Source organism: Kitasatospora sp. NPDC057512, assembly GCF_042802135.1.
In the GTDB taxonomy this organism is placed as follows: domain Bacteria; phylum Actinomycetota; class Actinomycetes; order Streptomycetales; family Streptomycetaceae; genus Kitasatospora.
In genome coordinates this window covers 1-26,985 of record NZ_JBHVET010000004.1, presented here as the reverse complement: position 1 = coordinate 26,985, position 26,985 = coordinate 1, and the positions used below count along the sequence as shown (strand labels likewise).

Sequence of the window (26,985 nt, the reverse complement as noted above, 5' to 3'; positions counted from 1 at the left end):
CGCCGGTTCGACAATCAGGATCCGCAGTGTTCTCGCGCGGCGCCTCGAACTGTTGGCACCCGCCCGCATCCCGTGAAGGTCATCGGCGGGCAACCCACAAGGCCTGTCTGGGGCGGTTCAGCGGAATACGGCTTCGACCAAAGCCGCGCGAAACTCGCGTCGTTGGGCTGCGGAGGCGATATCCCGCAGCGTCGGCTCTCCGGTCAGGCCGACGCACATGACGGCGCTTCCGGTCTTCTCGAGCATGCGCCACATGTCGTCGGTGAGGCGGGCGGGCGTCGGCGTGTGGACGGTCTCCGGGTCGGCGCTCAGCCCGGACTCGTTGTAGAAGCCTTCGAAGGTGCGGTTGGCCGAGTTGAAGACGGCCTTCCAGCCGAGGTCTCGCTCGGGTACGGCGGGTGCCTCCCATGCGGGCCAGCCGAAGTGGTCCTGCACCGCGGCCGTCGCGGCGGATGTGTGACCGGACAGCACCAGGGTGACAGCGCGCACCTGATTTCCCGTGATGACGGTTGTCCTACCCTGAGGCTGGGCACTCACTGCGCCCGGCGCTGTCAGGCCAATGTGCGTGACCGCCATGTTGAGTTTGGACCACAAATCCTGGGAGCGTTCTGTCATACCCCAGGATCAGGTAAGTGGGGTGCGCGTAGGACCGTACCCGGTCGGTTCATTCTTTCGGGTGAGCGCGTGTGCGCGGCGGGCGGGAGCGCGCTTGGCCCCTGCCGGGAAGTTGGTGCTCAAGCAGGCCGCAGATGCGGGCTGCTTCGTCCACGGCTCTCCTGTACCAGGGGCGGGTTGCATGCTTTGCCGGCTGGCCTCCCGCCCCTCCGACTCCGCGAAGCGGCTGGCTGCGGCGATCAGATCAGCCAGCCCAGAGCGGTACGGGAAGATCGCTGCTGCGGTCGGCGGGGGCAGCGGACAGCCGGAGCGGAAAGTCGGGGCGTCCGGACAACCCGCTGTGCCAGCGCAGCGGCGTGCAACGGGTGGGCGACACGTGTGTGAAGCCGGTGGGCGAGCAAGGCGGTCGCATGGTCGGGCTCGGGTGGGAGTCGGCCGCCGACGGGTAGTGCGAGCAGCGTACGGCGCAGGCGGCGGGTGGCAGCTTCCAGCTGGCTATGGTCGAGCGGGCGGTCGTGGGCTGGATGAAGCCCGGTTCGTCCGCGTGGGACGGGAAGTGCGTGGCTGCTGCCTCCCACCGGGGGTACCGGTCGACGGGCGGCGGTCGGAGCCGTGTGGGGTGGACGGTGATGCGGCCCAGCGCCGGGGTGTGGGCGGTCAGCGCGGCCGGCCATGAAGGCGTGGTCGTCGTGCACCACGGTGAGCACGGGCAGGTCCGGGTTTCCTGGTCCCGGTTACCAGGTAGGCCGCCACTGCCCGATGGTGGCAGCGGGTGTGTGGTCCTCACGCGGCAGATGCGTCACCGTGTGTGCCATGGCTGCGGCGCCTTTCGGGGTTGAGGGGACGCAGCGGTGCGGAGCCAAGGACATCGAGGGCGTAGAGCAGGTCGGGATGGAGACGGTGGTGGTCCTCGGAATCGGTGAGGTTGCGTTCGGTCAGGAGTGCCAGGTCGGCGAAGGTGCAGAGCGAACCTCTGTCTGTGAACGGTCAGCGATTTCCCCCACTTCTGGGGCTTCGTGGTCACGGAATGGGCCAGGGTCGCGGTCACGAGTCCCCAAGGGGAAGTTGACCACGGCGGAAGCCTCGAATACCCCAGATCAGGTGGTTTGACCTGCGAGTTGTGGTTCCATCCGAATCGTTCAGGTTCCCCTTGGGCATCCCCGAGCCGGGTTGAGGGTCCTGACCGTCTCGGAGTCGTCACCGTCCCTCGACCGACGGGCCGAGAGGTCGACGGACACTCTGGATGGCAGGGAGAACGTTCACCGTGGTCGACATCGTCGAGATCTACGTCCACTGGTACGCAGGCCGGTCGAAGAACCAGCTCGCGGCCTCACTGGGGGTGGACCGCAAGACCATCAGGAAGTATCTGGCGCCGGCGGAGGCGTCCGGGATGGTCCCGGGTGGGCTGCCCATGAGCGAGGCGGACTGGGGCAAGCTGATCAAGAGCTGGTTCCCGGAACTGGCCCGGCGCCGGCTGAACCAGGTCACGTGGGCGGAGATCGAGCCGCACCGCGACCTGGTCAAGGGGCTGCTGGAGACGACCACGGTGACCACGATCCATCAACGCCTCAGAGACGAGGGGAAGTTGGCGGTGTCGTTGTCGACGTTCCGCCGGTGGGTGACCGAGAACCTCCCGGACGAGTCGGCCCGGTCGAAGGTGACGGTGCTGCGGGACGACGTCGAGCCGGGCTCGGAGGCCCAGATCGACTACGGCTTCCTGGGGCAGTGGATCAACCCGTCGACCGGCAAGCGGCACCGGATCTGGGCGTTCGTGATGGTGCTGCCCTGCTCGCGGCACATGTTCGTCCGACCGGTGGTTCACATGGACCAGCACGCCTGGACCCAGGCCCACGTCGAAGCGTTCCGGTTCTTCGGCGGTGTCCCGCGGCGGCTGGTGCCGGACAACCTGCGCACGGCGGTGGACCGGCCGGACCTCTACGATCCGAAGATCAACAAGTCGTATGCCGAGCTCGCGGCCTACTACGGCACCCTGGTCGACCCGGCCCGGGCGGCGAAGCCGAAGGACAAGCCGCGGGTCGAGCGGCCGATGCCCTATGTCCGCGACTCGTTCTGGAGCGGGCGGGAGTTCACCTCGGTCGAGCAGATGCAGGCCGAGGCCCTGACCTGGTCGACCGGCACTGCCGGCCGCAGGCAGTGCCGACCGCTGGGCGGCGCGAGTCCGCTGTCGGTGTTCGAGGCGGTGGAGGCCAAGGCCCTGCTGCCGGTGCCGGACAAGCCGTTCGTGCTGGCCCGCTGGTCCACCGCCGCAGTCGGCCCCGACATCCACATCAAGGTCGGCCGCACCCTCTACTCAGTGCCATGGAGGCTGATCGGCCGCAAGGTCGACGTCCGCTCCACCGCCACCCTGGTCCAGGTCTTCCACGAGGGCGAGCTGGTCAAGACCCACGCCGCACTCGACCAGGGCAAACGCACCGACAGAGGCGACTACCCGCCGGAGAAGATCGCCTTCCAGATGAAGACGCCGATCTGGTGCCGCAGCCAGTCCTCCGAGGTCGGCGACGCCTGCCGCGAGGTGATCAACCAGTTGCTGGAGGTCAACGCGCTCTACCGGCTCCGTGCGGCCCAGGGGATCCTCGGGCTGCGAAAGAAGTACGGCGACCAGCGGCTGGAGGCCGCCTGCACCAAGGCCATCACGGTCGGTGACCCCTCCTACCGCACCATCAAGGGCATCCTGATCGCGGGCACCGAGACCGACCCCGAGCCGGAGACCGGCGACGCCGGGGCCGCGGCTTTCCTCCACGGTCCCGAGGGCCTGTTCGCCACGAGCATCCCCTCCCAGATCTCCGGCGAGCCCGAGGGCACCCCGGGCCACGCTGACGACGCCGAGGAGGCCGCTCGATGAGCGTGATGGACACCGCCCTGCGCGAGTCGCTCAAGGCCCTTCGCCTGTCCGGGATGCTGGAGACCCTCGACGCACGGCTGATCCAGGCCCACGGTGGTGAACTCGGTCACCTGGACTTCCTGCAGGTCCTCTGCCAGGACGAGATCACCCGCCGCGAGACGGTCGCCTTCCAACGGGGCTTGCAGAAGGCGAAGTTCGAGCAGCAGGTCACTCTGGAGGAATTCGACTTCGCCGCCTCCCCGAAGCTGCCCGCGGCCCAGATCCGCGACCTGGCCGCCCTGCGTTGGCTCCATTCCGGCGAGTCGGTGATCTTGTTCGGGCCCGTCGGAGTCGGCAAGACACACGTCGCCCAGGCCCTCGGCCACCTCGCCGTCCGGCAGGGCGCGAACGTCCGCTTCGCGAAGACCAGCCGGGTCCTGGCGGAGCTCGCCGGCGGCCACGCGGACCGAACCTGGGACAAGCGGATGCGCGAGCTGATCCGACCCGACGTCCTCATCCTGGACGACTTCGCCATGCGGCAGCTGAGCACGGCCCAGGCCGACGACCTCTACGAACTGGTCTCCGAGCGGCAGGGGCGCTCACTGATCATCACCAGCAACCGGGCTCCCAGCGACTGGTATCCCCTCTTCCCCAACCCCGTCGTCGCCGAGTCGCTGCTGGACCGGCTGATCAACACCAGCCACCAGGTGATCATGAACGGCCCCAGCTATCGCCCGAACAAGCGACCCAAGAGCCCCGCCGAGAAGCTGCCAGCAGGGCAGAGCTGACCCTCTCCGAGCCCCGCTGGCCCCGCGGGCTCCTCGCCAGAGCCCGCGGCTACGGACACGCGGTGAACGAACCGGCCGCAGACGAAGTGGGTGCTGCCCCTAATCTGACAGCATCGGAACCCAGTAGTCCATCACCTGGCGCAGACGTTGGCGGTGGTCAGCAATCCAGTTGTCCGGCGGGATGAGTGGGACCCGCACGGTGACCATGGACCCGGACTCGTCCTCCACCACCACTTCCGGGCAGTCACGCTCACCGGCAAGCTGGATGAAGATAGACGGCCCGCGACTCATCTCCATCCAGGCCGCGTCTTCGCCAGCATCGAGCCGATCCAGCGCGTCGGCCCATCCCTTCAGCCTCGATACATACAACGCAAGGTCGATACGGCCGGACACGAAGGGCGTCTTGACGACGATCTCAGCGTCGAGTCCGGCCGTCCACCTGGGGTTACGTCCCAGAATGTTCACCGTGACGCTGTTCCCCTCGTCATCAGCGAGGGAGATGAGGTCCCTCGGCGCCTCGTCGTCCATGGCTGCCCCTTCGTCGGCGAGTCGTGAGAGATCCTCGCCTGTCTGGAGGGCATCTTCCACCCCATTTTGCTGGTGACACTGACCCGGCACCTGGGGAATTACGGGCCCTGTCGAAGATCTTGTGATGACGCAGGACCCGGGATAGGTGATCACCACCCCTGAACCGGCTGGGGCAGGTCCTTCCCTGAAGTAGCGACGTTTTACCTTGGTGTCATGGGAGAGATGAACGCGAGGCGGCAGGTCGAGTTGACGCACGAGGACGTCCACGCCGGTGAGCACGGTACCCGCGCTCGGTGCCTGCCCGAGCCGTGGATGTGCGATGTCTTCCATGTCGACGGCAGCCTGAGGGACATTCGGGTCCTCGACACGACCCGCGGCGAGTGGATCGCGGTCCTCGAACGCCTGCGTGTTGTAGCCGACGAGACCGAGGTCGAGCACCCCTACCCCCAGCTCGATCCCGTGCGTCCGGACTTCGCCGACCTCTTCCGCGTCTGGGCAGACGAGCCTGAGGGCCGGGGGACGAGTTTCTCCTTCCGGGCCCGCTTGGGCTCTGTGTGGTTCTTTGCCCTGCCCTGCGACGAGGAGGAGATCGAGTTCTCCGTCTGGCCCGAGGACGTCGTCGACGGGGCGGGGGTGGCCTCCGTGCTGCGGTTCCTGGTCGAGGTGGCGACGGCCAGTCAACGACTGGCCCTGCTGACCGGCGAGGTTGTCCGGTATGACCCGGGGATGCCGATGCTGATCTCCTACGACCCTGTCACCGGCCTCACTGCCCACATCTGAAGGGTGTTGTGGACGTGCGCTGTCGCACGGTCATGGGGCGAGGAGTACGCGTTGGCGTAGGAGGTCGAGGTTGGCTCGTCCGTAGGCCATGCGCTTGAGGAGCTTGATTCGCGTGACATGACCTTCGACCTGGCCCGAGCTCCAGGTACTGGACAGTCCGGCGACGACGGCTTCCTGGTCGCGGCGGAGGCCGGCGACCAGGGAGTGGAGGGCGGGTAGGTCGTCGGCGAGGACTCGGGTCATCCAAGCGGGCAGTAGGTCGCCGCATCGGTCGTGGAGCATGGCGGCGAAGTCACGGACGTGTCCGGTCGCGGCGTCGAGGTGCGGACAGGCGGCCCGGATCTCTTTGAGTTCCTGGGCGTCGTCGGCGCGGAGGCGGGTTGGGTCGGTCATGATCCAGCGGACGACTCGGCGGGGCCTCGGGGCGGGCCGAGATGACGCCGGGAGGCCGTGCTGCTTGGCTTCGCGAAGGTAGCGGCGGACGGTCTGGACGCCTCCGGGGAAGCCGAGTTCCCGGAGTTCACGGTGGAGCAGGGGAATGTCGTGACAGCCCTCGTTCCAGCGTTGGTGCAGGTGGGGCTTGTACTCGTCGAGGATGGACTGCCGGTTGACCGCCTTGACGAGCAGCTCGTCGATTCCGCTGGCGCGGGCGAAGCGGCGCACGGTGGAGTGGTCCAGCCGTAGCTCCCGGCCGATCGCGGCCAGCGACTTGCCCTCGGCCAGCCGTTCCTGTACTGCCGTGTAGCGTTCCCTGGTGCGGGCGACCAGGCGCCGCGGGTGGCCGAGGACATCGCGTATCCCGTCCGGAGGGTTGAAGGGCCGGGCGTCGTCGGCCGGGCTCGGCTCTACGGGCCAAGTCGTGGCGAACGCGGAACGGATGCAGGTGTGGTGCGAGCCGACGGTCTTCTCGACCGTCTCCGCCAGATTCCGCCAAAGGTGCCAGCCGTCGGCCACCTGGACGGCTTGCGGTGCACCGGTGCTGGCACCTTCCGCGTAGGCGCCGGCCCGGTCCCTGCAAATGATCTCGACCTCCGGGTGCTCGGCCAGCCAGGCCGCCAGGGGTTCGGCCTCCCGGCCCGGCAGCACGTCGATCGGACGACGTGCCTCCAGGTCCACCAATACGGTGGCATACGACTCGCCTTTGCGGAGCGCGAAGTCATCAACCCCAAGCACTCGCACCGGAGTTACTGGAGGTTCGGGCATTGAGCGAAGCAGCTGAAGCAGGGTGTCCTTCGCGACTCGGATGCCCAGTAGTGCGGCAAGGCGTGCACCGGGACGGCCGGCGAGCGTGCAGGCGATGGACAGCAGGGCCGACCGAAGCGGCGGGGTCTTGCGGGCGTGCGGGGTGGTCAGCCCCTCGATCTGCTCTGCGAACGTCACCGCAGCGCAAGCGGTGTTCAGGCAGCGGAAGCGGCGGACCAGCAGTTCGACGACCACAGGCCGACCTCCGATCGCCGCATCCGCCAGACGACGGACATAGCGACCGTGTACGCGCCGCGACGACCTCCGGCACCGTGGGCACACACCACCAGCCGCACGCGCATAGGCGTGAAGGACGATCTCTGCTGCCGACTGCTGAACGAACTCGACTACAACAGCAGATAGATGGGGAAGAACGGCCTCAATACTTCGCGAACCACACCAGTGGCAACACGTCAGGTCACCCGGCGGACACGGGTCTGATCACAAGATCTTCGACAGAGCCGGGAATTACGTGACCGTCCACACTAGCCAGCGAGGTGGTGGTGCAGCAGGCGCAGGACCGCGGCGGCTTCCGCGGGGGTAAGGGCGCTGGGGGCGTAGCCGGCGACATCGGCCTTTTCGCGCTGTTGGTCAGTCAATAAACCGGGTGTGCAAGTGAGTTGGATGGACTCGTGAGTGCGTTGGAGCCGTTGGGGGCTGGTGGGCGAGTTCTGGAGATGGCGGTGCAGGACACTGACGGCGCGCCGCAGACGGCCGGGTTCCCAGCCGAGGGCTGCGGCGAGTGCACCGGGTTGGTGGCGAGTGCCGTCCAGGAGTGCCGCATGGAGCGTGGTGGGATCGGTGGGGTGGTGGGCTCAGGTTCGGGGGCGTCTTGCAGGAGGTTCTGTGGCGCGGTGTCGAGGGCGGCTGCCAAGTGCAGGAGGCGGGCGGCGCTGAGGGTGTGCAGGTCGAGTTGGCCCTCAAAGTGGGAGGGCTTGATACCGGTGATCTGGGTGAGGTCGTCGTCGCTGAGCCCGCAGTCGGCGGCGCGGCGACGGATCCGGGGGATGTCGAGTCGGAGTTCGTCGGTGGTGGGCTGGTCGATCACCGGTAATCCTCAATGTGGGCGGCGGGCGGCGGGTTCACCGGACGGGTCGGGGCAGAGGTTCGGTGAGGCGGTGGCAGCGGGCGTGTTCGTGCCAGTCCCTGCCGGGATGGGGATGGACGAGGGCGGGAATTGGCATGCCGCCGTCCAGGGTGAGGGCATTGAGGCGGTGCCCGAAGCACTTGGTGAAGAGCATGGAGGTGTCGTCGGTGCGTGACTCGCGCCTGCGGTAGTCAACAGCCGCCAGGAGGAAGGGCCTGGCCCTCGGCGGGACGGCGTAGAGAGTGTCGGGGCCTGGCGGTTCGCCGACGGTGGCACGTGCGTCGGGGTTGACGGCCAGGCGACTTCCATTGGGGCTCACCCCTCCGATCGGGACGTGGCCAAGGTAGGCCGTGGAGGTTCCGGTCACCAGGAGTGCGGTGAGCGCCGCTGCGCGGACGGGGTTGAGCACCTGAGTGCGGATCTGGTGGGCGATGCGAGGGGTGAAGGGAACTGTGGTGATGCCGGGTCCGCCCAGGTGGGCAAGGCCCTCGGGGAGGTCGAGCAAGACTCCGTGGCGCAGGAATCCCGCCTGGGCGCCCCGCAAGCGGGCAAGGGTGTGGCGACGGCTGGGGCCGGTGACGGCGAGGCGGGCCAGGAACAGTCGCAGTTGTGCGGGTTCGTCCCACGAGCGGGGTGGGAGCGCGGTGTCTGCTCCGGCTGTGTGCGTGGGGCGATTGAGCCACGTACCGGCGGCGAGGAAGCCGGCACGGTACTGCCTGTCGGCGTGGTGGTGGTGGTCGGCCAGGTCGAGGTGGCGGCGCAGGTCGGCGCGGAATCGGGTGACGCCGCTGGCGGGCAGGGGCGGCAGATGGCGGACGTGGTCGCGAGGGGGTGGGCCCCAACGGCGTTGGGAGGGCGGGCCGAACAGGTCGATGGCCCCGGTCGTATCGGTGACCTGCTGCAGGTCGCCAGCCAGGCCCGCTTCCTTCAGCTGGACAGTGAGCTGCCTGACGTCGCGGGCGTGCGGGGTGACGGCGATCAGGATAAGGTGGCAGGCGGTCTGTTCGCGCAGGTCGGCGAGGCGATCCAGGCGTTCAGGGGTGAGAAGGTGGGCCCGCAGGACGATGATCCGGTGCGGGCCGCTGACTCGGATCCAGGTTCTGGATCACTTTCCGTGCCAAACCGAGGAACGGTCACCGCCCGTGCCAGCGGCGGGTGGCGGTCACGCGGCGAGGAGCACGCGCTTGCGCAGGAGGTCCAGGCCTGCCCGGCCGAACATCTGCCGCTTCAGCATCTTGATCTGGAGTAGAACTGGCCGGAGAACGCCACGTTCTACGGCGTGAAGAGCGCTGAGTTCCAGTCGTAGCCGTGCGGCCCGGTGGCCCGTCGCTCTCTGCCTGGGGGCGGCGGGCCACTGCCGTGACCTGCGGCGGTGAGGTCGGCGGGGCGAAACTCACCGGCCGCCCCGGGGCGGAGCTCATCAGGGCGGAGGAGATGGTTCCATGCGTCACACCGGCGCCCGCACGGCCGATTCTGTGCACACAGAGAATATTTCGACGGCCCTACTGGACAAGCATCACTTCCACGGCCCCGTAACTTCTGCGCATAAGGGCCCTGTCTGCAACTGGCCCACAAGCTGTATCAAGGGAGTGAGTGAGTCATGAGTTCTCAGATGAAGACATTCGGGTTCGGCATGCCGTGGGAATCGTTGTACGGGTACAGTCAGGCCGTTCAGGTCGGTGACACGGTTTATGCGTCGGGGCAGCTGTCTCATGACCGTCACGGCAACTTCGTGGGCGCCGGCGACTTCGAACTGCAGGTCCGCACCACGCTGGAGAATCTGGACCTGGTACTGAAGCGGTTCGGGGCAGAGCGCAGCCAGATAGTCGAGACCACGGTTCTGGTGAGAAACCTGCGCGAGAACTTCGACACGACAGCACGCCTCCACGCCGAGTACTTCGGGGAGCACCGGCCCACCAGCACGGTCATGGGCGTCTCCGATCTGGCGCTGCCGGACCAACTCGTCGAGATCGGCGCGCTCGTGCGTCTCGATGTGACGCCATAGGTGAGGGATCCGGCTCGATTTCTTCAGTGAGCTTCTTTCATCCTGAATAGCTGCATTTCGGCAGCGTTTGCACAGCCTGGACGATGTCTGCCTGCCACGGCCCTGCCCTGAGCCACTCCGGCCGGCCGAACAACGGGTGCGCGCCGGGAGGGCACGCTCGTAGTAGGGGCCGTCGCCCGCCGGCGGCGGCCGGTCCGGCTGTGAGGAGGGAGGGCCAGAGGTGGCCCGACCCATGTGGCCGGGGGCGCCGACGTTCGGGCTGGTCACCCTGCCCGTGGCCCTCTACACCGCGACGCAGTCCCACGACGTGCGCTTCCACCAGCTGGAACGCGGCACCGGTGACCGGGTGCGCGACAAGCGCGTCAACGAGCGCACCGGCAAGGACGTCGAGTACGGCAACGTCGTGAAGGGCTACGAGGTCACCGACGGCGAGTACGTGGTCGTGGAACCGGAGGAGCTGGAGCAGATCTCCCCCGGCCGCTCCCGCACCATCGACATCGCCGACTTCGTCGACCTCGCCGACGTCGACCCGATCTTCTTCGACCGCACCTACTAGTGCTGCTCCGCAGAAGTTCGTGGAGGGGTGTTGATCAGATGACTGATCCGCTGAGGTAGAGGTCGCCTGCACAGTCGAGGGCTTCCTCCGGGGAGCCGGCGGGCAGTCCGCTGGGCAGGAAGTTGTCCTTGTAGCTGTCGCTGCTGGCGAGGTAGAGCGCGAAACCCCAGGTGTGCAGCACGCCGGTGAAGCGAAGGCGGCACAGGGGGAGGCTGTGGCCGCCGGGCAATTCGGCTGCTACATAGGCGAATTTGGCGCGGAAGCGGACCGTGATGGCCTCCACGTGCGGCCACCGCTCGCGGGCGTGGTGGTTCAGGCGCTGGCGCAGATGGTGCTGCATCGATTCCGGGGGGTTCTTCGGCACGGGCCCCATACTGCCGGGTGCGGCATGGGCCCGCCATGATCGTTGGCCGTGAGGGGCGGACAGGGGGCGGGGACGGCGGTTGCGGTGGTGCTGGAGGCGGAGGTCCGTGGGCGGCTGGTGCGGACGGTGGCTTCGGCGAAGTCCGAGGTGCGGGCGGTGTTGCGGGCCCGGATCGTGCTCGCGGCGGCCGACGGGCTCGCCAACGGCGCCATCGCTCGGGAGCTGGACGTCAGCGTGAACACGGTGCGCAAGTGGCGTGGGCGCTTCGCGGCCCGCGGCATGGACGGCCTGCGCGATGCCCAGCGGTCGGGACGGCCGAGATCGTACGGGCCCGAGGTACGCGTGGCGATCGTGGCCACCGCCACCAGCGCGCCGCCGCATCCGGAGGCGACCTGGTCGCACCGGACCATCGCCCAGCGGGTGGCCGGCACGTGCTTCGCGCGGGTCTCCGCCTCCCAGGTCGGGCGGATCCTGGCGGATCTGGACCTGAAGCCGCACAAGGTCCGCGGCTGGCTCACCCGCCGGGACACCCCCGATTTCTGGCAGCGCGCCGCCGATGTGTGCGCCCTCTACCTCGACCCGCCCGAGGGCGCGGTGATCCTCTCCATCGACGAGAAGACCGCGATCGCCGCCCGCTCGCGCCGCCATCCCGGGCGGCCAGCGTGTCCAGGTGAGCCCGGCCGGCAGGAGTTCGAGTACCGGCGCCACGGCACCGCCTCCCTCGCGGCCGCCCTGGACGTCCGCACCGGCGAGGTACTCACCGAGGTGATCCGCCGCAACGACGCGGTGACCTTCACCGCCTTCCTGGACCAGCTCGACCGGGCGGTCCCACCTGGCAAGGAGATCTACGTCGTGCTCGACAACGGCTCCTCACACACCGCAAAGCACACCAAGACGTGGCTGGCCGCGCACCCACGCTGGCACGTCCGCTGGACCCCGCCGCACGCCTCCTGGCTCAACCAGGTCGAGCTGTTCTTCTCCGTCCTGACCCGCCGGGTCCTGCGGCACGGCGACTTCGCCAACCGAGACGACCTGATCGACAAGCTGGAGGCATACGCGATCGCGCACAACGAGACCGCAAAGCCCTACCGCTGGACCTGCGAAGGCACCCCACTCAAGGCCGCCTGATCAACACCCCTCCACGAACTTCTGCGGAGCAGCACTAGCTCGGCCACCGCGGTCGGGAATACCAGAAGGTCTACGCCCTCCTCGTCGAGGCCCTGGAGCACGCCGGCAAGGCGGGGCTGGCGATGTTCGCGATGCGCGGCAAGGAGTACCTGACCGCCGTCTGCTCCGAGAACGGGCTGCTGGAGCTCCACCCGGACCACGCGGTGCTCACCTCCGAGGCGGACCACCGGAAGTGGCTTCGGATCGCCGAGCGGGTGCGGGCGGCCGGGCTCGCCGTCTACGACCCGCGGGCCGACCCGGACGCCGTCGAGCACCCGCCGCTGGTCCGGTTCCGGGCAGACCTGACGAAGGCCGGCCGGTTGCGGTCGGCTGTCCCGTCCTGTCCCAGGTCCGGACGCAGAGCGTCATGACCTGAGGTTTTAGGGGTGGGACCGTCCTAGCGAATCGGGCATACCGGGCGTGCTGGGACAGGGGTGTCTCAGCCTTGTCCCAGGCCGCCGGCGGGGCGACGGCGCCCGCCGGTGATGGCCCCGGTTGTGCGTCTCGGGTCCGGCGGACACCGGCAGCAGCGTAGCGGGCGCGGCCCGCCGGCCCGGCTCTACAGCGCGGGGTGCGGCGGGCCTTCGGGGACGACGGCTGCGATCCGCACGGTCGGCGGCCAGGGCGGGACGGGGGCGTAGGCGTGCACGACGTTGAGCGCGGGCCGGCCTTCGGCCCGGTCGCCCTCGATCCGGGTGGAGTACAGCTCGACCTGCTGGCCGCCCTCGGTGACGGTGCGGATCGGGCGGCCGAGCCGCGGCCGGTGTGCGAGTTCGGCGCGCAGCGCTTCCAGTGCCTCGGTGGCGCCGAGCTCCTTGGCGCACTGGGCGGCGCGGTCGGTGACCCACGGCGTCTGCCGGGTCCGGCTGCTGGTGCTGGTCGGTCACTCGGCGCCCTGCCGCGCCAGCAGGTCGGCGACGGCCTGGTCGACGGCGTCGGATGTCTCCGGGTCGGCGGCGAGCAGCACGCGGCCGCGGTAGGCGGCGACGATCTCGGCGACCGCGACCAGGTCCACGACGGCGGGGACCTGGTCGACCTGGTCGAGTCGGTCGACCGGCACGCGGCGCAGCAGCTGCTCGGCGAGTGCGGCGTCCAGGCGCTCGGCGTCGCCGGGGTAGCCGTAGCCGACCCGCAGCGCGGCTCGCAGTTGTGGCTGCGCTGGCCGGCGGACCGGTGGTGCCACTATCTGAAACCACCGCCGGAGCGAGCTACGGAGTGATAGAGGCGATGAAAACGTCGTAGAAGTCGATGGTCGCGGCGCCGTCGCTGACGTGACCGTTGTTCCTGACGACGATGTCGAGGAAGTGGCTCGTCGCAGGTCCAGGAAAGTCGATCTGACTCCGCGTGGCCATCTGTATCACCTCGGCAAACACGGTCTTTCCCGAGCCTGAGCCCGCCTGGACAGTGGCCGTGATCGCGGCGCCGCCGAAACGATCATCCGGGCCTACCGAGAAAAAGACCGTCCCATCGGGCGGGATGGACTGTGGTTCTGGGTGGACCGAAAAGCATGTGACGTTGGCCATGATCGTTCCCCGTGCTGTAGTCGGAATCTGCTCGCTGACCTGGAGCCACGCGGGCGCCACGCCCAACTCCAGGATCGGGTCATAGCCAGGCAGGCGCCACTCGACGTAGTGGCTGCTGCTCACGCTCACGGTCCGCCGCCGCCTCGCTGCCCTGTCGGTCCCCACGGTCGTAGCTCTACGGGGCGATGGGGCCGTTCTTCTTCTCCGGGTGTGCGGACAGGACGTAGCGGGTGGCGGCGAGGTTGGAAAGGCCGAGAAGCGGGGCGCGGTCGGCGCCGTGCTGTACTCCCACTCGTACTGGGGCGATGCCGAGAACCGGCACAAGGCTGAAATGAAGCTCAAGCAGGCCGCCCGCCCGGACACCACTCAGGAGCCGGCGGCCTGACCGCCGGTCGGCCCTCTCCCGTATGCGCTTACTCCCCGGCCGGACGACGGTGAGGGGGGTCGGGCGAGCACGTCGGGAGGTATCGGTGGCAGACGACGTCGGGACCTAAGAACGGGACGAGGCGCACCGTCGGCCGCCGGGGGTGGACGACGCGACCGTGGCGGCGCTGGGGATGCCGACGAAGGCGCTGGAGTACACCGAGCGGGCCCGCGGCCACCTGGACTCGGTGCACCACATGACTGGCGGCGCCGACCGGATGCTCGCCGAGGCGGTGCGGATGCTGCGCCGGGCCGGGCACGAGGAGCAGGCCGGTCTGGTCGAGCGGGAGCTCCTCGGACGGGACGTCGTCCCGGGGATGTGGACCTACCAGCTGATCGAGGCGTACGACGAGGCCTACTACAAGGCGTTCACTGCCGTGGAAGAACAGGTCCGCCGAGACCTTGCCGCCGGCCGTCGGCACCTGGCCGAGGCCGAGATGCAGCAGGCCGCCCGAGCCCGCCGCCGCAGGCACACCGCCCCGTAGACCCGCGCCTCCCGTCCGAGCGTCCAGGAACGGAGCGCAGCCCGGCCGGGTCCCGGGAAACAGGGGGGGGTGTTCCGCGGGCCCGGCCGGTGGGAGGCCAGCTGCGCCGGGGTGGCGCGGCTGCTCTGCTCGGCGGCCCGGTGGTGCTGTGGTGGGGCTGCCGTGGCGGGAATGCTAGACCCGCCGGTCGGCGGGTGGCCAGGGCTTTGACCTGGGTTTTTTCGGCTGCGGACATGCCATCTCGGGTCCAGGTGTCCGGGCGCGGCGGGACTTGGGCGAGGCAGCTGCGGGCGGGCGGGCCTCCGCTCAGGCGGTCGCCGCTTCGGCCTCGCCGAGGCGCTTGTGCAGCGCGGTCAGGAACTTCGGGTACCGGCCGGCGGCCCTGGCCTCGCCGAAGGCCGGATGCTCACCCGCCTTCGTCCAGGCGGTGGCGGCTTCCTCCCGCAGCTGCCGGAGCCGCTCGGTGAGGTCCGGAGGCCAGAACGAGGCGGCGGGCCCGTCCTGCAAGCCACCCGCCAGCGGGTCGGCCGGCCATCACAGCCGCTCCAGCCACTGCTCCGGAGCGGGGAATTTTGTACGGGCCTCCGCAGCGATCTCGGCGGTGAACTCCTCGGCCGCGCGCTGCGCGGCCCGGGCCGCCAGCTGCAGAGCGATCAGGTCGTCGGGAACAGGGATGTCATCAGGCACAGGAGAGGAGCTTGCGGGGCGGGAAGCCCCACCGGACAAGACCGCGGGGTCAGCCCGGTTGCCGGACCTGACGGCCGCGGCCGGAGAACGGGGGTTCAGCGAAGAAGGCCCCGTCCCGGGCGGGCGCGGTCCGTCCGGTCCTCGGTTGCCGGAGGACCCGCACGGCGTCCTCGATGCGGCCGAGGTCGATGAGTAGCTCGGCGTGGAGGGAGTTGTTGGAGGTCGGGTGCTGTTCGAGGACGGCGACGGCCTCCTCGGTGCGTCCGGCACCGGCCAGGAGTTTGGCGATGTGCTCGGCCGCGTACCAGGTGCCGCCCTCGGGGTGGGCCCGGGCCCGTTCGAGCGCCTCGTCGACCCCCGCGCCGGCGGCGATCAGCGGCAGCCGTACCCGGAACAGGTCCCACTCCTCCTCGCCGCCACGGCGGGCAGCGACGTCGTCGAGGTGGGCCAGAGCGTCTTCCGGGCGGCCCTGGTCGAGGCAGAGCTCGGCCAGGGCGTGGAGGATCCAGTCGTCGCCGTTGCGGGCGTCGGCTTGGGCGCGCATCACGTCGATCGCCTCGCCGCCCCGGCCGTGCCGGGCCAGGAGCCGCGCGAGCCCGAAGGCCGAGTTCGGGTCCTGGGCCGCGGGCGCGGCCGTCCGGCTGGTAGACGGCGATCGCGCCCTCGACGTCGCCGTCTACCTCTAGCAGTTCCGCGAGCCGCTGCGCGGCGTGCCCGTGGTGCCGCTCGGTCGCCGCGTGGAGGCGTAGTTCCTCGATCCGACCGTGCCGGGCCAGCAGGTCGGCCAGCAGGTCGCGGCCGTTGACCGAGGCGGTCTCCCGGCCGCGGAGCAGGGCGACGGCCTCGTCGACGCGGCCCTGGCGCTCGCGGATCGTCGTGAGCAGGCCGATCGCCGTGTCAGGGTCGAGGCCACGGCAGCACCACGGACCGTCGCAGCGGTGGCCGGCCCGGACCCAGGAGTTGAGCAGCTTGGCGACCTCGTCGTTGCGGCCGGCGACACCGGCGACGTCGACCAGGGCCTCGGCGAAGGACCAGTCGTCGACGTGCGGCGCCAGCAGGGTGAACGCCTCCTCGGCCCCGCCGTGCCGGGCGAGCAGCCGGGCGTAGAACTCCAGCGCCAACGGGTGCCCGGCCACCATCCGGGCACGGGTCGCTTCGATCGCCTCCTTGATCCGGCCCCAGCCCTCCAGCAGTCCGGCGGTGGCTACCGTGGCCGTCCACCAGCCGGTCGCGACGTACGCCGAGCGGCTGATCGACACCCGCTACTGGGAGTTCTAGTCGGACCGAACCGTACGGAGCTGTCTCGCTGTGCCGGTATCCGATCGGTCAGAGATCGGAGGAGTCAATCCAGCTGATCATGAACACCAGATCCTCCGTCGGCCGGACGTCGCCGACTGCCAGCAAGGCCCAGTCTCGACATTCCTCCACCGTCGTCTCCCACAGCCGCAGCCGGTCGACGCTCCAGGAAATCTCCGGGGAGCCGGCCCAGTAGAGCCCGCCGTCACCTCGGACCCGCCAGAGCTGAACATACAGTACAGCCTGGTGGGAAGCCGCCAACTCCCTGATGACTTCTGCAAGATGGGCACTCTGCCAGTACCGGCCGGATCCATCTCCGCCCGCCTGCAGTTCGACCACCCTCGGCGGGAGGACCGGCTCCCGCGCCCCCAGCTGCGTCAATGCGTCCCGCAGCGCTTGTCCCTCTGACTCGTCCGGGTCCTCGTTGCGAACCTTCCATCCCTCGTACCCCGCTCGCAGAGCCGGCACCGCCTGACGATCCCCAAGATCACCCAGCGCTTCGGCGGCCCACTGCCGAACGGTGGGGCTCTCGCTTCCCGACAGGTCGATCAGGACGCCCACAGACCGGGGATCGGCCAGTGCGTTGAAGACCTCGACGGCACACAGCTGTCCGAAGAAGCCAAGCAGCGGGACAGTGTTGATCAAGGGCACGACCACCCGTGGCCCGAGCGCGATCAAAGCATGCTGAGCGTCCTCGGCTACCTCGCTGCTGTCTGCGTCCAGTTCCCTGAGGAGATCATCGATCAACTGGTCCATGAGGGAGGAGTCTGGCCGCCGCCGCGACCGCCGGCCACCGAATTCACGGCCGCCGCGGGAGACGATCACCGATGTCCTGGGAAGCGGTCTTCGGGCCGACCGTCCCACAACGGGTCTGCCCTCCTCGTGCACATCCCGCACCGTGCTGACCGCAGGACCGTCACCCGCGTCCGTGAGGATCACCGTGGACCGCGCCCCGAGCAGAACCGCGGCACCAGGAACCGGCACCACGGCTCTACCGGCGGAAGTGGCGGTGGTCAGTCGGTGTCGGTGGTCGCGCGTAGGGTCCGTGATCATGTTCAAGGGATGGTGGCACGTGGTGCCGGACGACGAGCGGCCGCAGTGGGCGCTGGACCTGTACGTGAGCGTGGGACCGCTGCGCTTCGGGATGCGTGCGGCGGAGGTCGAGGACACGGTCAGCGGGATGACGGCGGACGCCGGGCACCGCAGGTTCACGGGCCGTGGCAACGCCTGGGAGCTCGTCGAGGCCACCTACCGCGAGTTCGGTCTCCACTTGTACTACGACGGCAAGCGGCTCACGGGTGTCGTGGTCGACGCCCTGTGCGGGCCCCAGGTCCTCGCGGACGGCGTGCCGTTGGTCGGGCAGGTGCCCTCTGTGGTGGAGCGGTGGATGACCGAGCGTGCCGAGCAGCGGCCGCCGGACACCGAGCTCGCCTACATGAGCGCCGGCGTGCCCGCCTCGCGGTCCCTGGGCGTGACGGTCAACGTGCAGCGGGAAGGCGACCGGCTCCTCACCCGGCCGATCTTCTACCCGGCCGAGGCTCTCGACGACCTCTCCCACTGGCTACCGGGGGACACCTGGTCGATTCACGACTGAGCGCCGCAAGGGCAACCGCTCGTCGAAGCCGCCGACGCAGAACGACGGCGGCAGCTTCCCCTCCTTTGGTCCCGGGAGGCATGGCAGCCGCGCGGGACCGGTACCGGACGGCGCCGAACGGGCGTCCCAGGACCAGGACGACGGCACGCTCGCGGCCACCGAGAACGAGCAGCAAAGAGCCGGCGTTGGCGACGGCCGGGGTCTCGCTCGGCCGACCGTCGGTGGGTCAGTGCCGGACTCCGGCCGCCGTCCACGCGGCGGTGATCTCGCGGTAGGCGTCGACGACCGCCTCGCCCCGTTCCCCGCCCAGGACGACGGCGGTGGCTACCACCGTGACCGCCGGCAGGTCAAAACAGCCGGGACGGAGCAGCCGTGAGCCGATCGGACGAAATCCGTGGACACCCGCCGCCGGGGTCCCGGCCGGAGATCCGGCGGGCTGAACACTGACTGCCGCCCGGAACCGGCGAGCGCGAGGGAACGAGGAGACCTGGTGAACCACGGAATGAGCGTGCTGCTCCGGGCGATTCCGCTGCTCATGGGCGCGGTGTCGGCCGCGCTCGGCGGCTACGTCCTCGCGCGCTCCACCGGGCCGAGTGCCCGGGTCGCGGGCCTGACGCTGGTCTTCCTGGCCGCCGTCTGTCTCTGCCTGTTCGCCGTCGCGGCGACCGTCGCGCGGCAACTGATCGGCCGTTTCGGCGCGTTGGACCGGATCGGCTACCCGGCGTTCGGCTTCGCGGTGGCCGGGGCCGCCGTCGGCTACGGGCTGGGCCTGCTGGCGGAGAGCCACCGGCCGGTGGCCGACTTCGTGGCCGGCAGCGTGGTCCTCGGCATCGGCCTGGTCTGCGTGTGCGTCTCGTCGGTGGCCGCGGTCGCCACCCGCTTCACGCTGATCGGGCAGAACGCCGTCCTGCCGGAGGGTTCCCCGCCGCGCTCGCCCGCGCCGTTCGGCCGGTCTGCGGCCCGGGCGCTGGTGGTGGTCCCGGTCCTTGCGGCCGCCGCCGCCTGGGCGTGGGCGACCGTCATGCTGGCCAACGGGGGCGGCGGGGACTCGGACGGGCGCTTCACGGCCGGGCACGTGGTGGTCGACCAGGCGATCGTCTGCACCGCCCTGATCGGGCTGGTGATCACCCTGCTGCGGCAGATCCGGAACACGTACACCCGGCGGGAGCGGGTCTGGTGGCTCGTCCCGGCCGCCGTGCTCGGCGCCATGGACATCACCGGGGGCCTGGTCGTCGTCGCCCTGGACCCCCGGCCCGGTCAACTGGCCACCGGGTACGTGCAGATCGGGCTGGGTCTGCTGTGCTGGACGGTGCTGAGCGCGGTGCTGCTGCTCGCCCTCGGCTGGCGCCGTGCCGCGCCGCCGGCCGGCCGCGCCGCGCTGGTCCCGGTCGGCACCACACTGCTGTGCCTGTTCATGTCGGCGTTCCTGTTCGAGTCGGCCGACCCGGACGTGACGGTCGCGGCCCGGGTCCTGGTCGGCCTCGGCGCCGTCTGCTTCTCGCTGTTCGCCGTGGTCTCCATCCTGGAGGCCGGCGTCGCCGACCGGAACTGACCGGCCGCCCGAAGAAGCCGGCCGCGAAGGTGACACACGCGGAGGAAGAGGCCCGAAACCTCGCCGCAGCCACCCGGTACCGCGAGCGGGAAGGGCACCTCGACGTGCCGCGCGAACACAAGGAGACCCTGCAACTCGCCGACGGGAGCACAGTCGAGATCAGCCTCGGCCACCAGGAGCCGTTCCGCTCCGCTCCGAAACAGAACCGGAACGGCCACCGCACAGAGCGCCGGCCGACCGCGCGTAGCCGCCGGGGCGTCCCGGGCCGCCAGGTCGGATCGCGGGTCGGGACCGCGGTGCAGCAGTGCGGTACGGATCCTTCTGTCCAGGGGAAACGCGCCCTTGTCCAGGGAAACGCGCGGCCGCCGCCGAGGTGGTCCGGGGATGAGCAACGATCCAACCACTCCGACCGGGATCATCACCCACAGACGGGAGACCACCGTGATCGTGCGCATCATGGGCGAGGGCCAAGCAAAGCCGGCCGACGCCCACTTCGCCGAGCTGAACAAGCTCGACGACGAACTGCTCGCGGAGATGGGGGACGGCGACGAAGAAGGCTTCCGGAGGACTCTGGGGCCCTCCTGGAGGCCGTACGCCGCCTGGGAACCACGCTGCCGGACGACGCCTTGGAGCCCTCGGAGCTGATCCTGCCCGCATCCGATGCGTCCATGGACGAGGTCCGCGGGATGCTCGGCGACGACGGCCTGATCCCGGGCTGATCCCGGGCTGACCCCCGGCCCCCGGTCCACCGCGGGGACCGGGGAGCCTCACGCCCGGCACCCCTTCGCCGGGCAGAACTTCGCGTGCAGCACCTGGTCCTCCCACCACGGATCCGCCGGAACGCAGACCAGCGCGGCCACCAACTCCCACTTCGACGGGGCAGGCGGCGGCCCGGGCGGGTGCACTCGGCGGTGGCGGAGGAGTGGCCCGCGGGACCGGCCCCCAGGTCGGCGGGAGCGGCCCGCTCACGCGCCCGGGTGTGGTGCGGCTCCGTCCGGAGTGCGGGGGGAGTTGAAGGTGAAGGCGCGCGGGGAGGGGCCGTTCGCGCGCAGGTCGGCCAGCCGCTCCAGGGCCTCGTCGACGTCCGGCAGGTGCCCGGCCGGGACCCACCACAGGACCAGGTGCGCCTCGACGTTCCGCTCGAACCACTCACGCCGCCGCCGCATCGCCTCCAGGTGCCCGCTGCGGTAGGTGAACTCCCACAGCGCCTCCCGGCTCTCCCACACCGACATGTTGACGATGACGTCCTCGCCCGCCGGGCGCAGGGCGGTCGCGTCGTCCTTCCCGTCCGCGGCGAGCCGCCAGACGAAGCCGGGGGCGGTGTCGGCGGCGGCATTGACCGGGGAGACCAGGTCGACGAACGGCGCGATGCGCGGGTCGTCGACGGGGTGGCGGAGCGTGGCGACGTTGAACTGGGCGAGGTGGTGGGAGGTCATGGCGCCATCCCAGCACGGGCCTTCTTTCTATGTCAATCAATATTGTTTTTAGAAGGCTCGACCACCACGCAGCACTCCCCGGGCCGGGCGTCCATCCGGGCGTGGAGGGCGCCGTCCGCGCCGATAAGTCCCTCCAGGAGGGCGAGGTTCATGCCGCAGACGAGGGGCGGGAAGCGCTCGGCGACGGAGTGGAAGGGACAGTTGCGCATGCGAATGGCCCCCTCCTCCAGGCGGGGTTCGTACCCGCGGGCAGCCAGCAGCGCGACGGCCTCGTCGAGCCCCCCGCAGGGCGCGGCCGCTCCGCGCTCGGCCTCCCCCCGCCGCCGCGCGGCTGCGCGCAGCCCGTCGTCCAGCCCGGCCCGCTCGGCGGCCTCGGCAAGCAGTTCGGCGGCCGTCCGGTAGTCGCGCGCGGGCAGCGAGACCACCCGCTCGGCGCGCGTCCGCGTGTACACCTTCGCCGGCCGCCCCGCCCCCGGCCCCGACCGCCCGGTGAGCCTGCGGCTGCCGCTCTCCAGCAGCCCGGCCTCGACCAGCTTCTCCAGGTGGTGCGCCGCCAGTGTCCGCGCCACCCCGACGGCCTCCGCCGCCTCGTTCCGGCCCACCTCGCGGCCCTGGGCCGCCACGTACGCGTAGAGGCGGCGGCGCACGGGGTCGTGCAGGGCGGCGATCGCTTCGATGTGCTCCATGCGGCCATTCTAGGAACAATGGTCATTGGAGATAGAGGGGCAGGCCGCAGGGTCGGCGGGCCGGCTCGACCTCATCCCTCCCCCGGGCCGCCGGTCGGCGCCTGGATGTACCGGGGGCGTTCCGGCTGGTCGTGCCGGGGAACGTACGGACCCTGGACCCGGAGCTCCTGGTCGTGCACGCGGCCGGCTCCGACCCGGACGTGCCCGGCGACCCGGCCGCGGTCACCGCCCGCGGGCTGCTCGAAGGGTCGGCGGCGAGGGGGTCGGTCGAGGAAGGGGCGGCCGAGGAGGGGCCAGCCGAGGCGACGGGGGCGGCGGCGAGGAAGGCCGGCGCCGGGAAGCCGGGCGCCTTCGACTGCGGCCTGGCCGCGCTCGCCCGGTACAAGGCGCGGACCGGACCGGCGACCGTGCCCCGCGGCCACGTCGAGCCGGTCCCCGAGGGCGGCGGCACGGCGGAGGTGAAGCTCGGGGTGTTCCTGTCGGACGCCGAGAGCCGGCGTGCGAAGCCGGCCGGTGAGCGGTCGGAGCAGCTCGCTGCGCTCGGACTCGACTGGCGCTGACCCCACCCGGCCCTCTACCTCAGCACTGCACGTCCACGGACGTGACCAGGACATCCCGGTCCAGCCCCCGGGTCTGCCACGCGAAGACGGTGTCCGTCCGGAGGTTCTCGTAGTGAACGACGAACGTGTTGCCGTGGGCCTGGCCCAACCGGTAGTAGTCGTGGATCGGGTGTACGCCGCAGCCGTCCAGGTTCCAGACCGGGGTCGCCCCGCCCTTGGCGAGGGCGATGCACGCCCTGCCGTTGTCGCACTGACCGCTCCAGTACCCGCCGGCGGCGGAGGCCGGCCCGGCGGCGAAGACGACGGCGGTTCCGACGGCGGCGGCCAGCGCGGTGGCTCGGCCCAGACGACGGGTGTTCGACTTCATTCTCGGACTCCTCTTCGAGGAACGGGTGTTCCACACGGATTCAGTGAATGTTGTGTACGTACTTTTCGTCCTCGTGTAAGCCTGCCAGGCCGGGGCAGGCTCCCCCCAGTGGCAGTTCTGCGTATTGACACCGCCACCTGCCTGTGCCGTGCACGCCGACGCCAGGAGGGACAGTGCCCGACAACGCCCGGCATACCGCGCGCCTCTACCGGCGGATGCACGACCTGGCCCTGACGGTCTTGCACGAGCGGGACCCTTCCGCGCTCCACGAGCTCGTCCTGGCCGAACTGCTGAGCGCGTGCGATGCCGAGATCGTCGTGTTCAAAGAAGGGGACTGGCGCATGGACGCGGGGCCCATGACCATCGCCACCGGCGGCGGCGCGGCCACCGCGCTCACCGATGAGAGGGCGTGCCGTCAGATCAGGACCGGACGCCCCTTCTCCGACTACTACGCGACGACGCCCGGCACCGTACCGCTCACCGCGCAGGAGATCGGCCGAGCACTGGATCTACGGGACGTCCGCAGGTTCGCCCCCGGCCGCCGCTTCGCCTTCGGCATCCCACTGCCGGGCACCCACTCCCCCGTACGCGGGTACGTGCTGCTCCGCCCGGACGGCGCGTTCACCGCCTCGGACTGCGCCTACGGAACCCGGATCCAGCCGCTGCTCCACGCTGTCGACCGGCAGTGGGAACTGCTGTCCCAGTGGCATGCCATGCGGCAGGCCCCGTCTTCCGGCGGCGAGGTGACCGAGGAACAGGCCCCGTCCGCCGACGCGGGGCTCACGCCGCGTGAGGCGGCCGTCCTCCTTCTCCTCGCGGACGCGCTCACCGCCGCCGCGATCGGCCGACGCCTCGGCATCACCACCCGCACCGCCAACAAGCACATCGAGCGGATCTACCGGAAGCTCGGCACCCGCGACCGCGTCTCCACCCTCACCCGGGCCCGGGTCAGCGGGCTTCTTCCGCGCTGACCCCGTGACCTGGGGATGAGGGTTCTCAGCTCCTCCAGCGGACAAGCAGCGCCTCGGCGCGCTGCCGGGCGCCCGCCACCGGGGGGGAGGCGCTGCTGCACCACGTCGAACGGGCCGTCCACGACGCCTTCCACACCCCGAACGCGGACGACCCGCTGCCCGCCCTCTACACACGTGGGCCCAGCGGCGGAAGCGGCCGTCAGCGGTGCGGCCCGATCAGCAGCACGGTGAGCACCGCGTCGTCCCGGCCGTGGTGCACTTGGCGGTCGGCCTCGGCACCCGGGCCCCAGGTCCGGTAGATCCGCCAGGCGTCGGCGCCGTTCTCGACGTAGGAGTCGAAGACGCGGTGGCCGGTGTGGCCGGGCAGGGCGTGGTAGCGGTGGGCACGCAGGCCGGGGTGGCGCGGGTCAGCGGCGAGCCGCCGGCACTGGAGGTGGGGCTGCCGGAAGACTTTTCCTCCCGAGAGCGATGAGTTCAGGCGGTAGCGGCGGTCAAACCTGAGAAAGCAACGACAGCCGACCAGGGAGACCTGAAATGTCCAGCACCGCCACCGCCGCCACCACGACCAGCGCCACCGCCACCGCCACCTCCACGAAGTCCAGCACGGCCGTGGTCCGGGTGGTCTGGACGCTGCGGATCCTGCTCGCGCTCTTCTTCGCCCTGGCCAGCGCGCTGCCCAAGCTGCTCGCGCTCCCCGCCGCCACGACCGTTTTCGACGCCATCGGGGCAGGCCACTGGTTCATGTACCTGACCGGGCTGGTGGAACTGGCCGGAGCGGTTGGCCTGCTGGTCCGCCGGCTGGCCGGGCCGGCCGCGACGGCACTGATCGTCTTCCTGGCGTTCGCGTTCGTCACCCAGCTCACCGCGATGCACGGCGAGAACGCGGGGACCCCGTTCATCTTCATGGTGCCGCTGGCCGTCATCGCCTGGAACCGACGGGCCGAGACGGCCGAGCTGCTCAGCCGCTCGCGCTGACCTGGTACTTGAAAGGTTCCGTCAGCAGAGGCCTGTGCCGCGGCACGGACGCCGCAGCGGCGCCGCGCGAGCGTGGCGGCGGCAACGGTGGGGGCCGATGAGCAGCACGGTGAGCACCGCATCGTCCCCTGGCCGTCGTGCTCGGGGCGGCCAGCGCCGGTGCCCGGGCCCCAGGTCCAGTGGATCCGCCAGGCGCCGGCGTCGAACGGCACCGCCCCGGGGTCGGCACCGAGGGAACCGCGGCGCAGCCGGCGGCCTGCGCCCGACTGTGGGAGCAGGCGGGCGAGGGCGGCCGGGGCCGGGCGTGGGAGCGGCGCCGGCGCTCCTTCCCGTGGCTGCTGGTGGTCCTGGTCGGCACGGCGGCCGCCGGGGTGCGCTCGGCGGTGGCGGACCTGCGGCCGGCCGCCGAGGAGACCCCGGCCGTCGCCGAGATGCCGGCCGCCGTCCCGGCCGTCGCCGCCCGGATCGAGGACCTGGTCCAGCGCGGACCGGGCGACGACTGGCCGGGCGATCCGGTCGCCCGGTGGTACCGCCTGCGCAAGGCGAGGTTCCGCACCTACGCGCGCTGACGCGGGTCGGGGCCCGGCTCTGCCCGCGGCGAATCTGCGGCGGGCAGAAGGACGGCGTCGGGGAGCGCTCGCGGGTCGACAGTGGAGTGGACGGCGACTCCGTCCCGACCAGGGAGAGCAGATGGCTCCACTCACCACGCCCCCGCCCCGCGCGGGGGAGGGCGACACCCCGCCCAGCCCTTTCGACGACCACCTCGCGGCGCAGCTGCTCGCCCAGCGGATCGTCCTCCTCGGCACCCAGGTCGACGACGTGTCGGCGAACCGGGTGTGCGCACAGCTGTTGCTGCTGTCGGCGGAGGACCCGCGCTCCGACATCGGCCTGTACATCAACAGCCCCGGCGGGTCGGTCAGCGCGGGGCTCGCCATCTACGACACCATGCGGCTCATCCCGAACGACGTCTCCACGCTGGCGATGGGGTTCGCCGCCAGCATGGGCCAGTTCCTGCTCGCCGTGGGCTCGCCCGGCAAGCGGTTCGCGCTGCCGAACGCGCGGATCATGATGCACCAGCCCTCGGCCGGCATCGGCGGCACCGCCGCGGACATCGAGATCCAGGCGGAGAACCTCCAGTTCACCAAGCGGGCCATCGAGCGGATCACCGCCGAGCACACCGGGCAGAGCGAGGAGACGATCGCGCGCGACGGCGACCGGGACCGCTGGTTCACCGCCGAACAGGCCAGGGAGTACGGGATCGTGGACCGGGTGGTGGAGTCGGTCGCCGACATCCGCCCGGCCTCCTCCCGCCGACGGACGGGGCTGTGACATGGGCTCGTACACGGTTCCCTACGTCGTCCAGCGCACCGCGCAGGGCGAGCGGTCCTACGACGTCTTCAGCCGGCTGCTGAACGAGCGGATCGTCTTCCTCGGCACCGAGATCGACGACGGCGTCGCCAACGTGGTCATCGCGCAGCTCCTGCACCTGGAGTCGGAGAACCCGGAGCGCGAGATCTCCATCTACCTCAACTCGCCCGGCGGATCGTTCACTTCACTGATGGCGATCTACGACACCATGACGTTCGTGCAGACGCCGATCTCCACGTTCTGCGTCGGCCAGGCGGCCTCGACGGCGGCGGTGCTGCTGGCCGGCGGGGACCCGGGGCGGCGCTTCGTGCTCCGGCACGCGCGGGTACTGCTCGGTCAGCCGGCCAGCGGCGGCCGGCAGGGGACGGTGTCCGACCTCAGCCTCGCGGCCAAGGAGATGGTCCGGATCCGCTCGCAGGTGGAGGAGGTCCTGGCCCGGCACACCCACCACGAGGTGGCGACGCTGCGCGCGGACATGGACCGGGACAAGGTGCTCACCGCCGAGGAGGCCGTCGCCTACGGGATCGCCGACGAGGTACTGAGCCGGCGGCAGCTGTTCGGCTGAACCCGCGGCGGGTACGACGGCGGGTACGGCGGGTACGGCGGCGGTCAGGCCACCAGGCGGAGACCGTCGTACCGTGCCGAGGGCGCCGCGGAGGTTGTACGGCAGCGGCACGAGGAGGGGGTAGGGCGCGCGGCATTCGGCCCAGCGGGCCCGCCTTCCAGGGGCGACGCCTGCGCGTCCCGGCCACGGCACCGGCCCGGAATGGATATGCGCAGGGTATGAGAATCACCTGCCGCGCCGCTCTCGGCGTCCCGTTGATGGCCGCTGCCGCCCTGGTCCTGCCCGTCGGCCCGGCCGCCGCGGCCACCGGAAACCTCTACCTCAACAACGCGGAGGTCTACACGGACCCCTCCGGCTGCTACCCCCTGGAGGACTCCAGCATCGTCGACAACAACACCGACACGGCCGTGACCCTCTACTCGGGTCCGGACTGCGACGGAGAGGAGCTCGGCCGTATCAGCGCCGGTGACGACGAGAGCGCCACCGGCGCCCGGAGCCTCTACGTCCCCTGACTCCCCTGCCC

General features: G+C 70.6%; 33 protein-coding genes and 1 pseudogene. 19 read left to right on the top strand and 15 right to left on the bottom strand.

The features are described 5' to 3' along the window. Positions 1 to 117: 117 nt before the first annotated feature. The gene (locus tag ACFU6K_RS00725) at positions 118 to 576 is read right to left on the bottom strand and encodes a hypothetical protein (RefSeq protein ID WP_380660078.1); all 459 of its coding nucleotides are present in this window, start codon (positions 574 to 576) and stop codon (positions 118 to 120) included. A gap of 1,303 nt (positions 577 to 1,879) precedes the next feature. Between ACFU6K_RS00725 and istA the strand changes: the two genes are divergently transcribed. After that, the gene (gene istA, locus ACFU6K_RS00720; protein WP_380660089.1) at positions 1,880 to 3,478 is read left to right on the top strand and encodes an IS21 family transposase; all 1,599 of its coding nucleotides are present in this window, start codon (positions 1,880 to 1,882) and stop codon (positions 3,476 to 3,478) included. Continuing rightward, positions 3,475 to 4,245, top strand: coding sequence for an IS21-like element helper ATPase IstB (istB, locus tag ACFU6K_RS00715; RefSeq protein ID WP_380660077.1), 771 nt, complete (start codon positions 3,475 to 3,477; stop codon positions 4,243 to 4,245). The genes istA and istB overlap by 4 nt, the downstream gene beginning before the upstream one ends. A 99-nt stretch (positions 4,246 to 4,344) precedes the next feature. Here the strand turns inward: istB and ACFU6K_RS00710 are convergent, their stop codons facing one another. Then, the gene (locus tag ACFU6K_RS00710; RefSeq protein ID WP_380660076.1) at positions 4,345 to 4,773 is read right to left on the bottom strand and encodes a DUF5959 family protein; all 429 of its coding nucleotides are present in this window, start codon (positions 4,771 to 4,773) and stop codon (positions 4,345 to 4,347) included. A 213-nt stretch (positions 4,774 to 4,986) separates the two neighbouring features. On the opposite strand from ACFU6K_RS00710, the gene ACFU6K_RS00705 reads away from it, so the two are divergent. Then, on the top strand, positions 4,987 to 5,553 hold the full coding sequence (locus tag ACFU6K_RS00705; RefSeq protein WP_380660075.1) for a hypothetical protein: 567 nt from the start codon (positions 4,987 to 4,989) through the stop codon (positions 5,551 to 5,553). Positions 5,554 to 5,583: 30 nt separating this feature from the next. Here ACFU6K_RS00705 and ACFU6K_RS00700 read toward each other — a convergent pair whose 3' ends face one another. The 3 genes from ACFU6K_RS00700 to ACFU6K_RS00690 form a co-directional block, all read right to left on the bottom strand. Continuing rightward, on the bottom strand, positions 5,584 to 7,179 hold the full coding sequence (locus ACFU6K_RS00700) for an ISL3 family transposase (RefSeq protein WP_380660088.1): 1,596 nt from the start codon (positions 7,177 to 7,179) through the stop codon (positions 5,584 to 5,586). Positions 7,180 to 7,390: 211 nt separating this feature from the next. Beyond that, positions 7,391 to 7,843, bottom strand: coding sequence for a hypothetical protein (locus ACFU6K_RS00695; RefSeq protein ID WP_380660074.1), 453 nt, complete (start codon positions 7,841 to 7,843; stop codon positions 7,391 to 7,393). A 34-nt stretch (positions 7,844 to 7,877) separates the two neighbouring features. After that, complete coding sequence (locus ACFU6K_RS00690) at positions 7,878 to 8,387, bottom strand: hypothetical protein (protein WP_380660073.1); 510 nt, start codon at positions 8,385 to 8,387, stop codon at positions 7,878 to 7,880. Between the two features lie 6 nt (positions 8,388 to 8,393). On the opposite strand from ACFU6K_RS00690, the gene ACFU6K_RS00685 reads away from it, so the two are divergent. From ACFU6K_RS00685 to ACFU6K_RS00675, 3 genes are all read left to right on the top strand, one after another. Continuing rightward, the gene (locus ACFU6K_RS00685; RefSeq protein WP_380660072.1) at positions 8,394 to 9,131 is read left to right on the top strand and encodes a hypothetical protein; all 738 of its coding nucleotides are present in this window, start codon (positions 8,394 to 8,396) and stop codon (positions 9,129 to 9,131) included. Between the two features lie 351 nt (positions 9,132 to 9,482). Continuing rightward, positions 9,483 to 9,887: a RidA family protein gene (locus ACFU6K_RS00680; RefSeq protein WP_380660071.1), complete on the top strand. Its 405-nt coding sequence runs from the start codon at positions 9,483 to 9,485 to the stop codon at positions 9,885 to 9,887. A 220-nt stretch (positions 9,888 to 10,107) separates the two neighbouring features. Then, the gene (locus ACFU6K_RS00675; RefSeq protein WP_380660070.1) at positions 10,108 to 10,443 is read left to right on the top strand and encodes a Ku protein; all 336 of its coding nucleotides are present in this window, start codon (positions 10,108 to 10,110) and stop codon (positions 10,441 to 10,443) included. 34 nt (positions 10,444 to 10,477) lie between these two features. On the opposite strand, the gene ACFU6K_RS00670 is transcribed toward ACFU6K_RS00675, so the two are convergent. Then, positions 10,478 to 10,807 (bottom strand): hypothetical protein, encoded by a 330-nt coding sequence (locus ACFU6K_RS00670; protein WP_380660069.1) that lies wholly within the window; start codon positions 10,805 to 10,807, stop codon positions 10,478 to 10,480. 48 nt (positions 10,808 to 10,855) lie between these two features. On the opposite strand from ACFU6K_RS00670, the gene ACFU6K_RS00665 reads away from it, so the two are divergent. Beyond that, entirely contained in the window at positions 10,856 to 11,935 is a 1,080-nt protein-coding gene (locus ACFU6K_RS00665) for an IS630 family transposase (protein ID WP_380660068.1), read from the top strand. Between the two features lie 122 nt (positions 11,936 to 12,057). Further along, positions 12,058 to 12,345 carry a hypothetical protein gene (locus tag ACFU6K_RS00660; RefSeq protein ID WP_380660067.1) on the top strand — a complete coding sequence of 96 codons (288 nt, stop codon included), beginning with the start codon at positions 12,058 to 12,060 and terminating at the stop codon, positions 12,343 to 12,345. Between the two features lie 512 nt (positions 12,346 to 12,857). On the opposite strand, the gene ACFU6K_RS00655 is transcribed toward ACFU6K_RS00660, so the two are convergent. Further along, a complete protein-coding gene (locus ACFU6K_RS00655) occupies positions 12,858 to 13,157 on the bottom strand; it encodes a hypothetical protein (RefSeq protein WP_380660066.1) in 300 nt (99 codons plus the stop codon). A gap of 25 nt (positions 13,158 to 13,182) precedes the next feature. Beyond that, on the bottom strand, positions 13,183 to 13,620 hold the full coding sequence (locus ACFU6K_RS00650; protein ID WP_380660065.1) for a hypothetical protein: 438 nt from the start codon (positions 13,618 to 13,620) through the stop codon (positions 13,183 to 13,185). A 434-nt stretch (positions 13,621 to 14,054) separates the two neighbouring features. Between ACFU6K_RS00650 and ACFU6K_RS00645 the strand changes: the two genes are divergently transcribed. Beyond that, a complete protein-coding gene (locus tag ACFU6K_RS00645; protein ID WP_380660087.1) occupies positions 14,055 to 14,405 on the top strand; it encodes a hypothetical protein in 351 nt (116 codons plus the stop codon). Positions 14,406 to 14,711: 306 nt separating this feature from the next. Here the strand turns inward: ACFU6K_RS00645 and ACFU6K_RS00640 are convergent, their stop codons facing one another. From ACFU6K_RS00640 to ACFU6K_RS00625, 4 genes are all read right to left on the bottom strand, one after another. Further along, on the bottom strand, positions 14,712 to 14,912 hold the full coding sequence (locus ACFU6K_RS00640; RefSeq protein ID WP_380660064.1) for a hypothetical protein: 201 nt from the start codon (positions 14,910 to 14,912) through the stop codon (positions 14,712 to 14,714). 27 nt (positions 14,913 to 14,939) lie between these two features. Beyond that, on the bottom strand, positions 14,940 to 15,092 hold the full coding sequence (locus tag ACFU6K_RS00635) for a hypothetical protein (RefSeq protein WP_380660063.1): 153 nt from the start codon (positions 15,090 to 15,092) through the stop codon (positions 14,940 to 14,942). Positions 15,093 to 15,141: 49 nt separating this feature from the next. Beyond that, positions 15,142 to 15,636 carry a hypothetical protein gene (locus tag ACFU6K_RS00630; protein WP_380660086.1) on the bottom strand — a complete coding sequence of 165 codons (495 nt, stop codon included), beginning with the start codon at positions 15,634 to 15,636 and terminating at the stop codon, positions 15,142 to 15,144. A 782-nt stretch (positions 15,637 to 16,418) separates the two neighbouring features. Beyond that, entirely contained in the window at positions 16,419 to 17,144 is a 726-nt protein-coding gene (locus tag ACFU6K_RS00625; RefSeq protein WP_380660062.1) for a HEAT repeat domain-containing protein, read from the bottom strand. 295 nt (positions 17,145 to 17,439) lie between these two features. Here ACFU6K_RS00625 and ACFU6K_RS00620 point away from each other — a divergent pair, with 295 nt between their 5' ends. The 3 genes and pseudogenes from ACFU6K_RS00620 (at position 17,440) to ACFU6K_RS00610 (ending at position 20,253) form a co-directional block, all read left to right on the top strand. After that, entirely contained in the window at positions 17,440 to 17,982 is a 543-nt protein-coding gene (locus tag ACFU6K_RS00620) for a hypothetical protein (protein ID WP_380660061.1), read from the top strand. Positions 17,983 to 18,472: 490 nt separating this feature from the next. Continuing rightward, positions 18,473 to 19,534, top strand: coding sequence for a DUF2776 family protein (locus ACFU6K_RS00615; RefSeq protein ID WP_380660060.1), 1,062 nt, complete (start codon positions 18,473 to 18,475; stop codon positions 19,532 to 19,534). Between the two features lie 441 nt (positions 19,535 to 19,975). Then, positions 19,976 to 20,253: pseudogene (locus ACFU6K_RS00610) on the top strand (hypothetical protein). Positions 20,254 to 20,499: 246 nt separating this feature from the next. On the opposite strand, the gene ACFU6K_RS00605 reads toward ACFU6K_RS00610, so the two are convergent. Both ACFU6K_RS00605 and ACFU6K_RS00600 read right to left on the bottom strand, forming a co-directional pair. Next, a complete protein-coding gene (locus tag ACFU6K_RS00605; RefSeq protein WP_049660689.1) occupies positions 20,500 to 20,970 on the bottom strand; it encodes a DUF3291 domain-containing protein in 471 nt (156 codons plus the stop codon). A 32-nt stretch (positions 20,971 to 21,002) separates the two neighbouring features. Then, positions 21,003 to 21,656 (bottom strand): helix-turn-helix transcriptional regulator, encoded by a 654-nt coding sequence (locus tag ACFU6K_RS00600; RefSeq protein WP_380660058.1) that lies wholly within the window; start codon positions 21,654 to 21,656, stop codon positions 21,003 to 21,005. A gap of 131 nt (positions 21,657 to 21,787) precedes the next feature. On the opposite strand from ACFU6K_RS00600, the gene ACFU6K_RS00595 reads away from it, so the two are divergent. Beyond that, complete coding sequence (locus tag ACFU6K_RS00595) at positions 21,788 to 22,216, top strand: helicase associated domain-containing protein (RefSeq protein WP_380660057.1); 429 nt, start codon at positions 21,788 to 21,790, stop codon at positions 22,214 to 22,216. A gap of 19 nt (positions 22,217 to 22,235) precedes the next feature. Here the strand turns inward: ACFU6K_RS00595 and ACFU6K_RS00590 are convergent, their stop codons facing one another. Continuing rightward, positions 22,236 to 22,583, bottom strand: a complete 348-nt coding sequence (locus tag ACFU6K_RS00590; RefSeq protein ID WP_380660056.1) for a hypothetical protein — start codon at positions 22,581 to 22,583, stop codon at positions 22,236 to 22,238. A 173-nt stretch (positions 22,584 to 22,756) separates the two neighbouring features. On the opposite strand from ACFU6K_RS00590, the gene ACFU6K_RS00585 reads away from it, so the two are divergent. The 6 genes from ACFU6K_RS00585 to ACFU6K_RS00560 all read left to right on the top strand — a co-directional run bounded on the left by ACFU6K_RS00585 (position 22,757) and on the right by ACFU6K_RS00560 (position 26,974). Next, positions 22,757 to 23,554, top strand: coding sequence for a LuxR C-terminal-related transcriptional regulator (locus tag ACFU6K_RS00585; RefSeq protein ID WP_380660055.1), 798 nt, complete (start codon positions 22,757 to 22,759; stop codon positions 23,552 to 23,554). A gap of 534 nt (positions 23,555 to 24,088) precedes the next feature. After that, positions 24,089 to 24,529, top strand: coding sequence for a DoxX family protein (locus tag ACFU6K_RS00580; RefSeq protein ID WP_380660054.1), 441 nt, complete (start codon positions 24,089 to 24,091; stop codon positions 24,527 to 24,529). 179 nt (positions 24,530 to 24,708) lie between these two features. Further along, positions 24,709 to 25,098, top strand: a complete 390-nt coding sequence (locus tag ACFU6K_RS00575) for a hypothetical protein (protein ID WP_380660053.1) — start codon at positions 24,709 to 24,711, stop codon at positions 25,096 to 25,098. A 121-nt stretch (positions 25,099 to 25,219) separates the two neighbouring features. Next, a complete protein-coding gene (locus tag ACFU6K_RS00570; protein WP_380660052.1) occupies positions 25,220 to 25,858 on the top strand; it encodes an ATP-dependent Clp protease proteolytic subunit in 639 nt (212 codons plus the stop codon). Position 25,859: 1 nt separating this feature from the next. After that, complete coding sequence (locus ACFU6K_RS00565) at positions 25,860 to 26,462, top strand: ClpP family protease (RefSeq protein ID WP_380660051.1); 603 nt, start codon at positions 25,860 to 25,862, stop codon at positions 26,460 to 26,462. 218 nt (positions 26,463 to 26,680) lie between these two features. After that, entirely contained in the window at positions 26,681 to 26,974 is a 294-nt protein-coding gene (locus tag ACFU6K_RS00560; RefSeq protein WP_049649250.1) for a hypothetical protein, read from the top strand. The last annotated feature ends 11 nt before the right edge of the window (positions 26,975 to 26,985 follow it).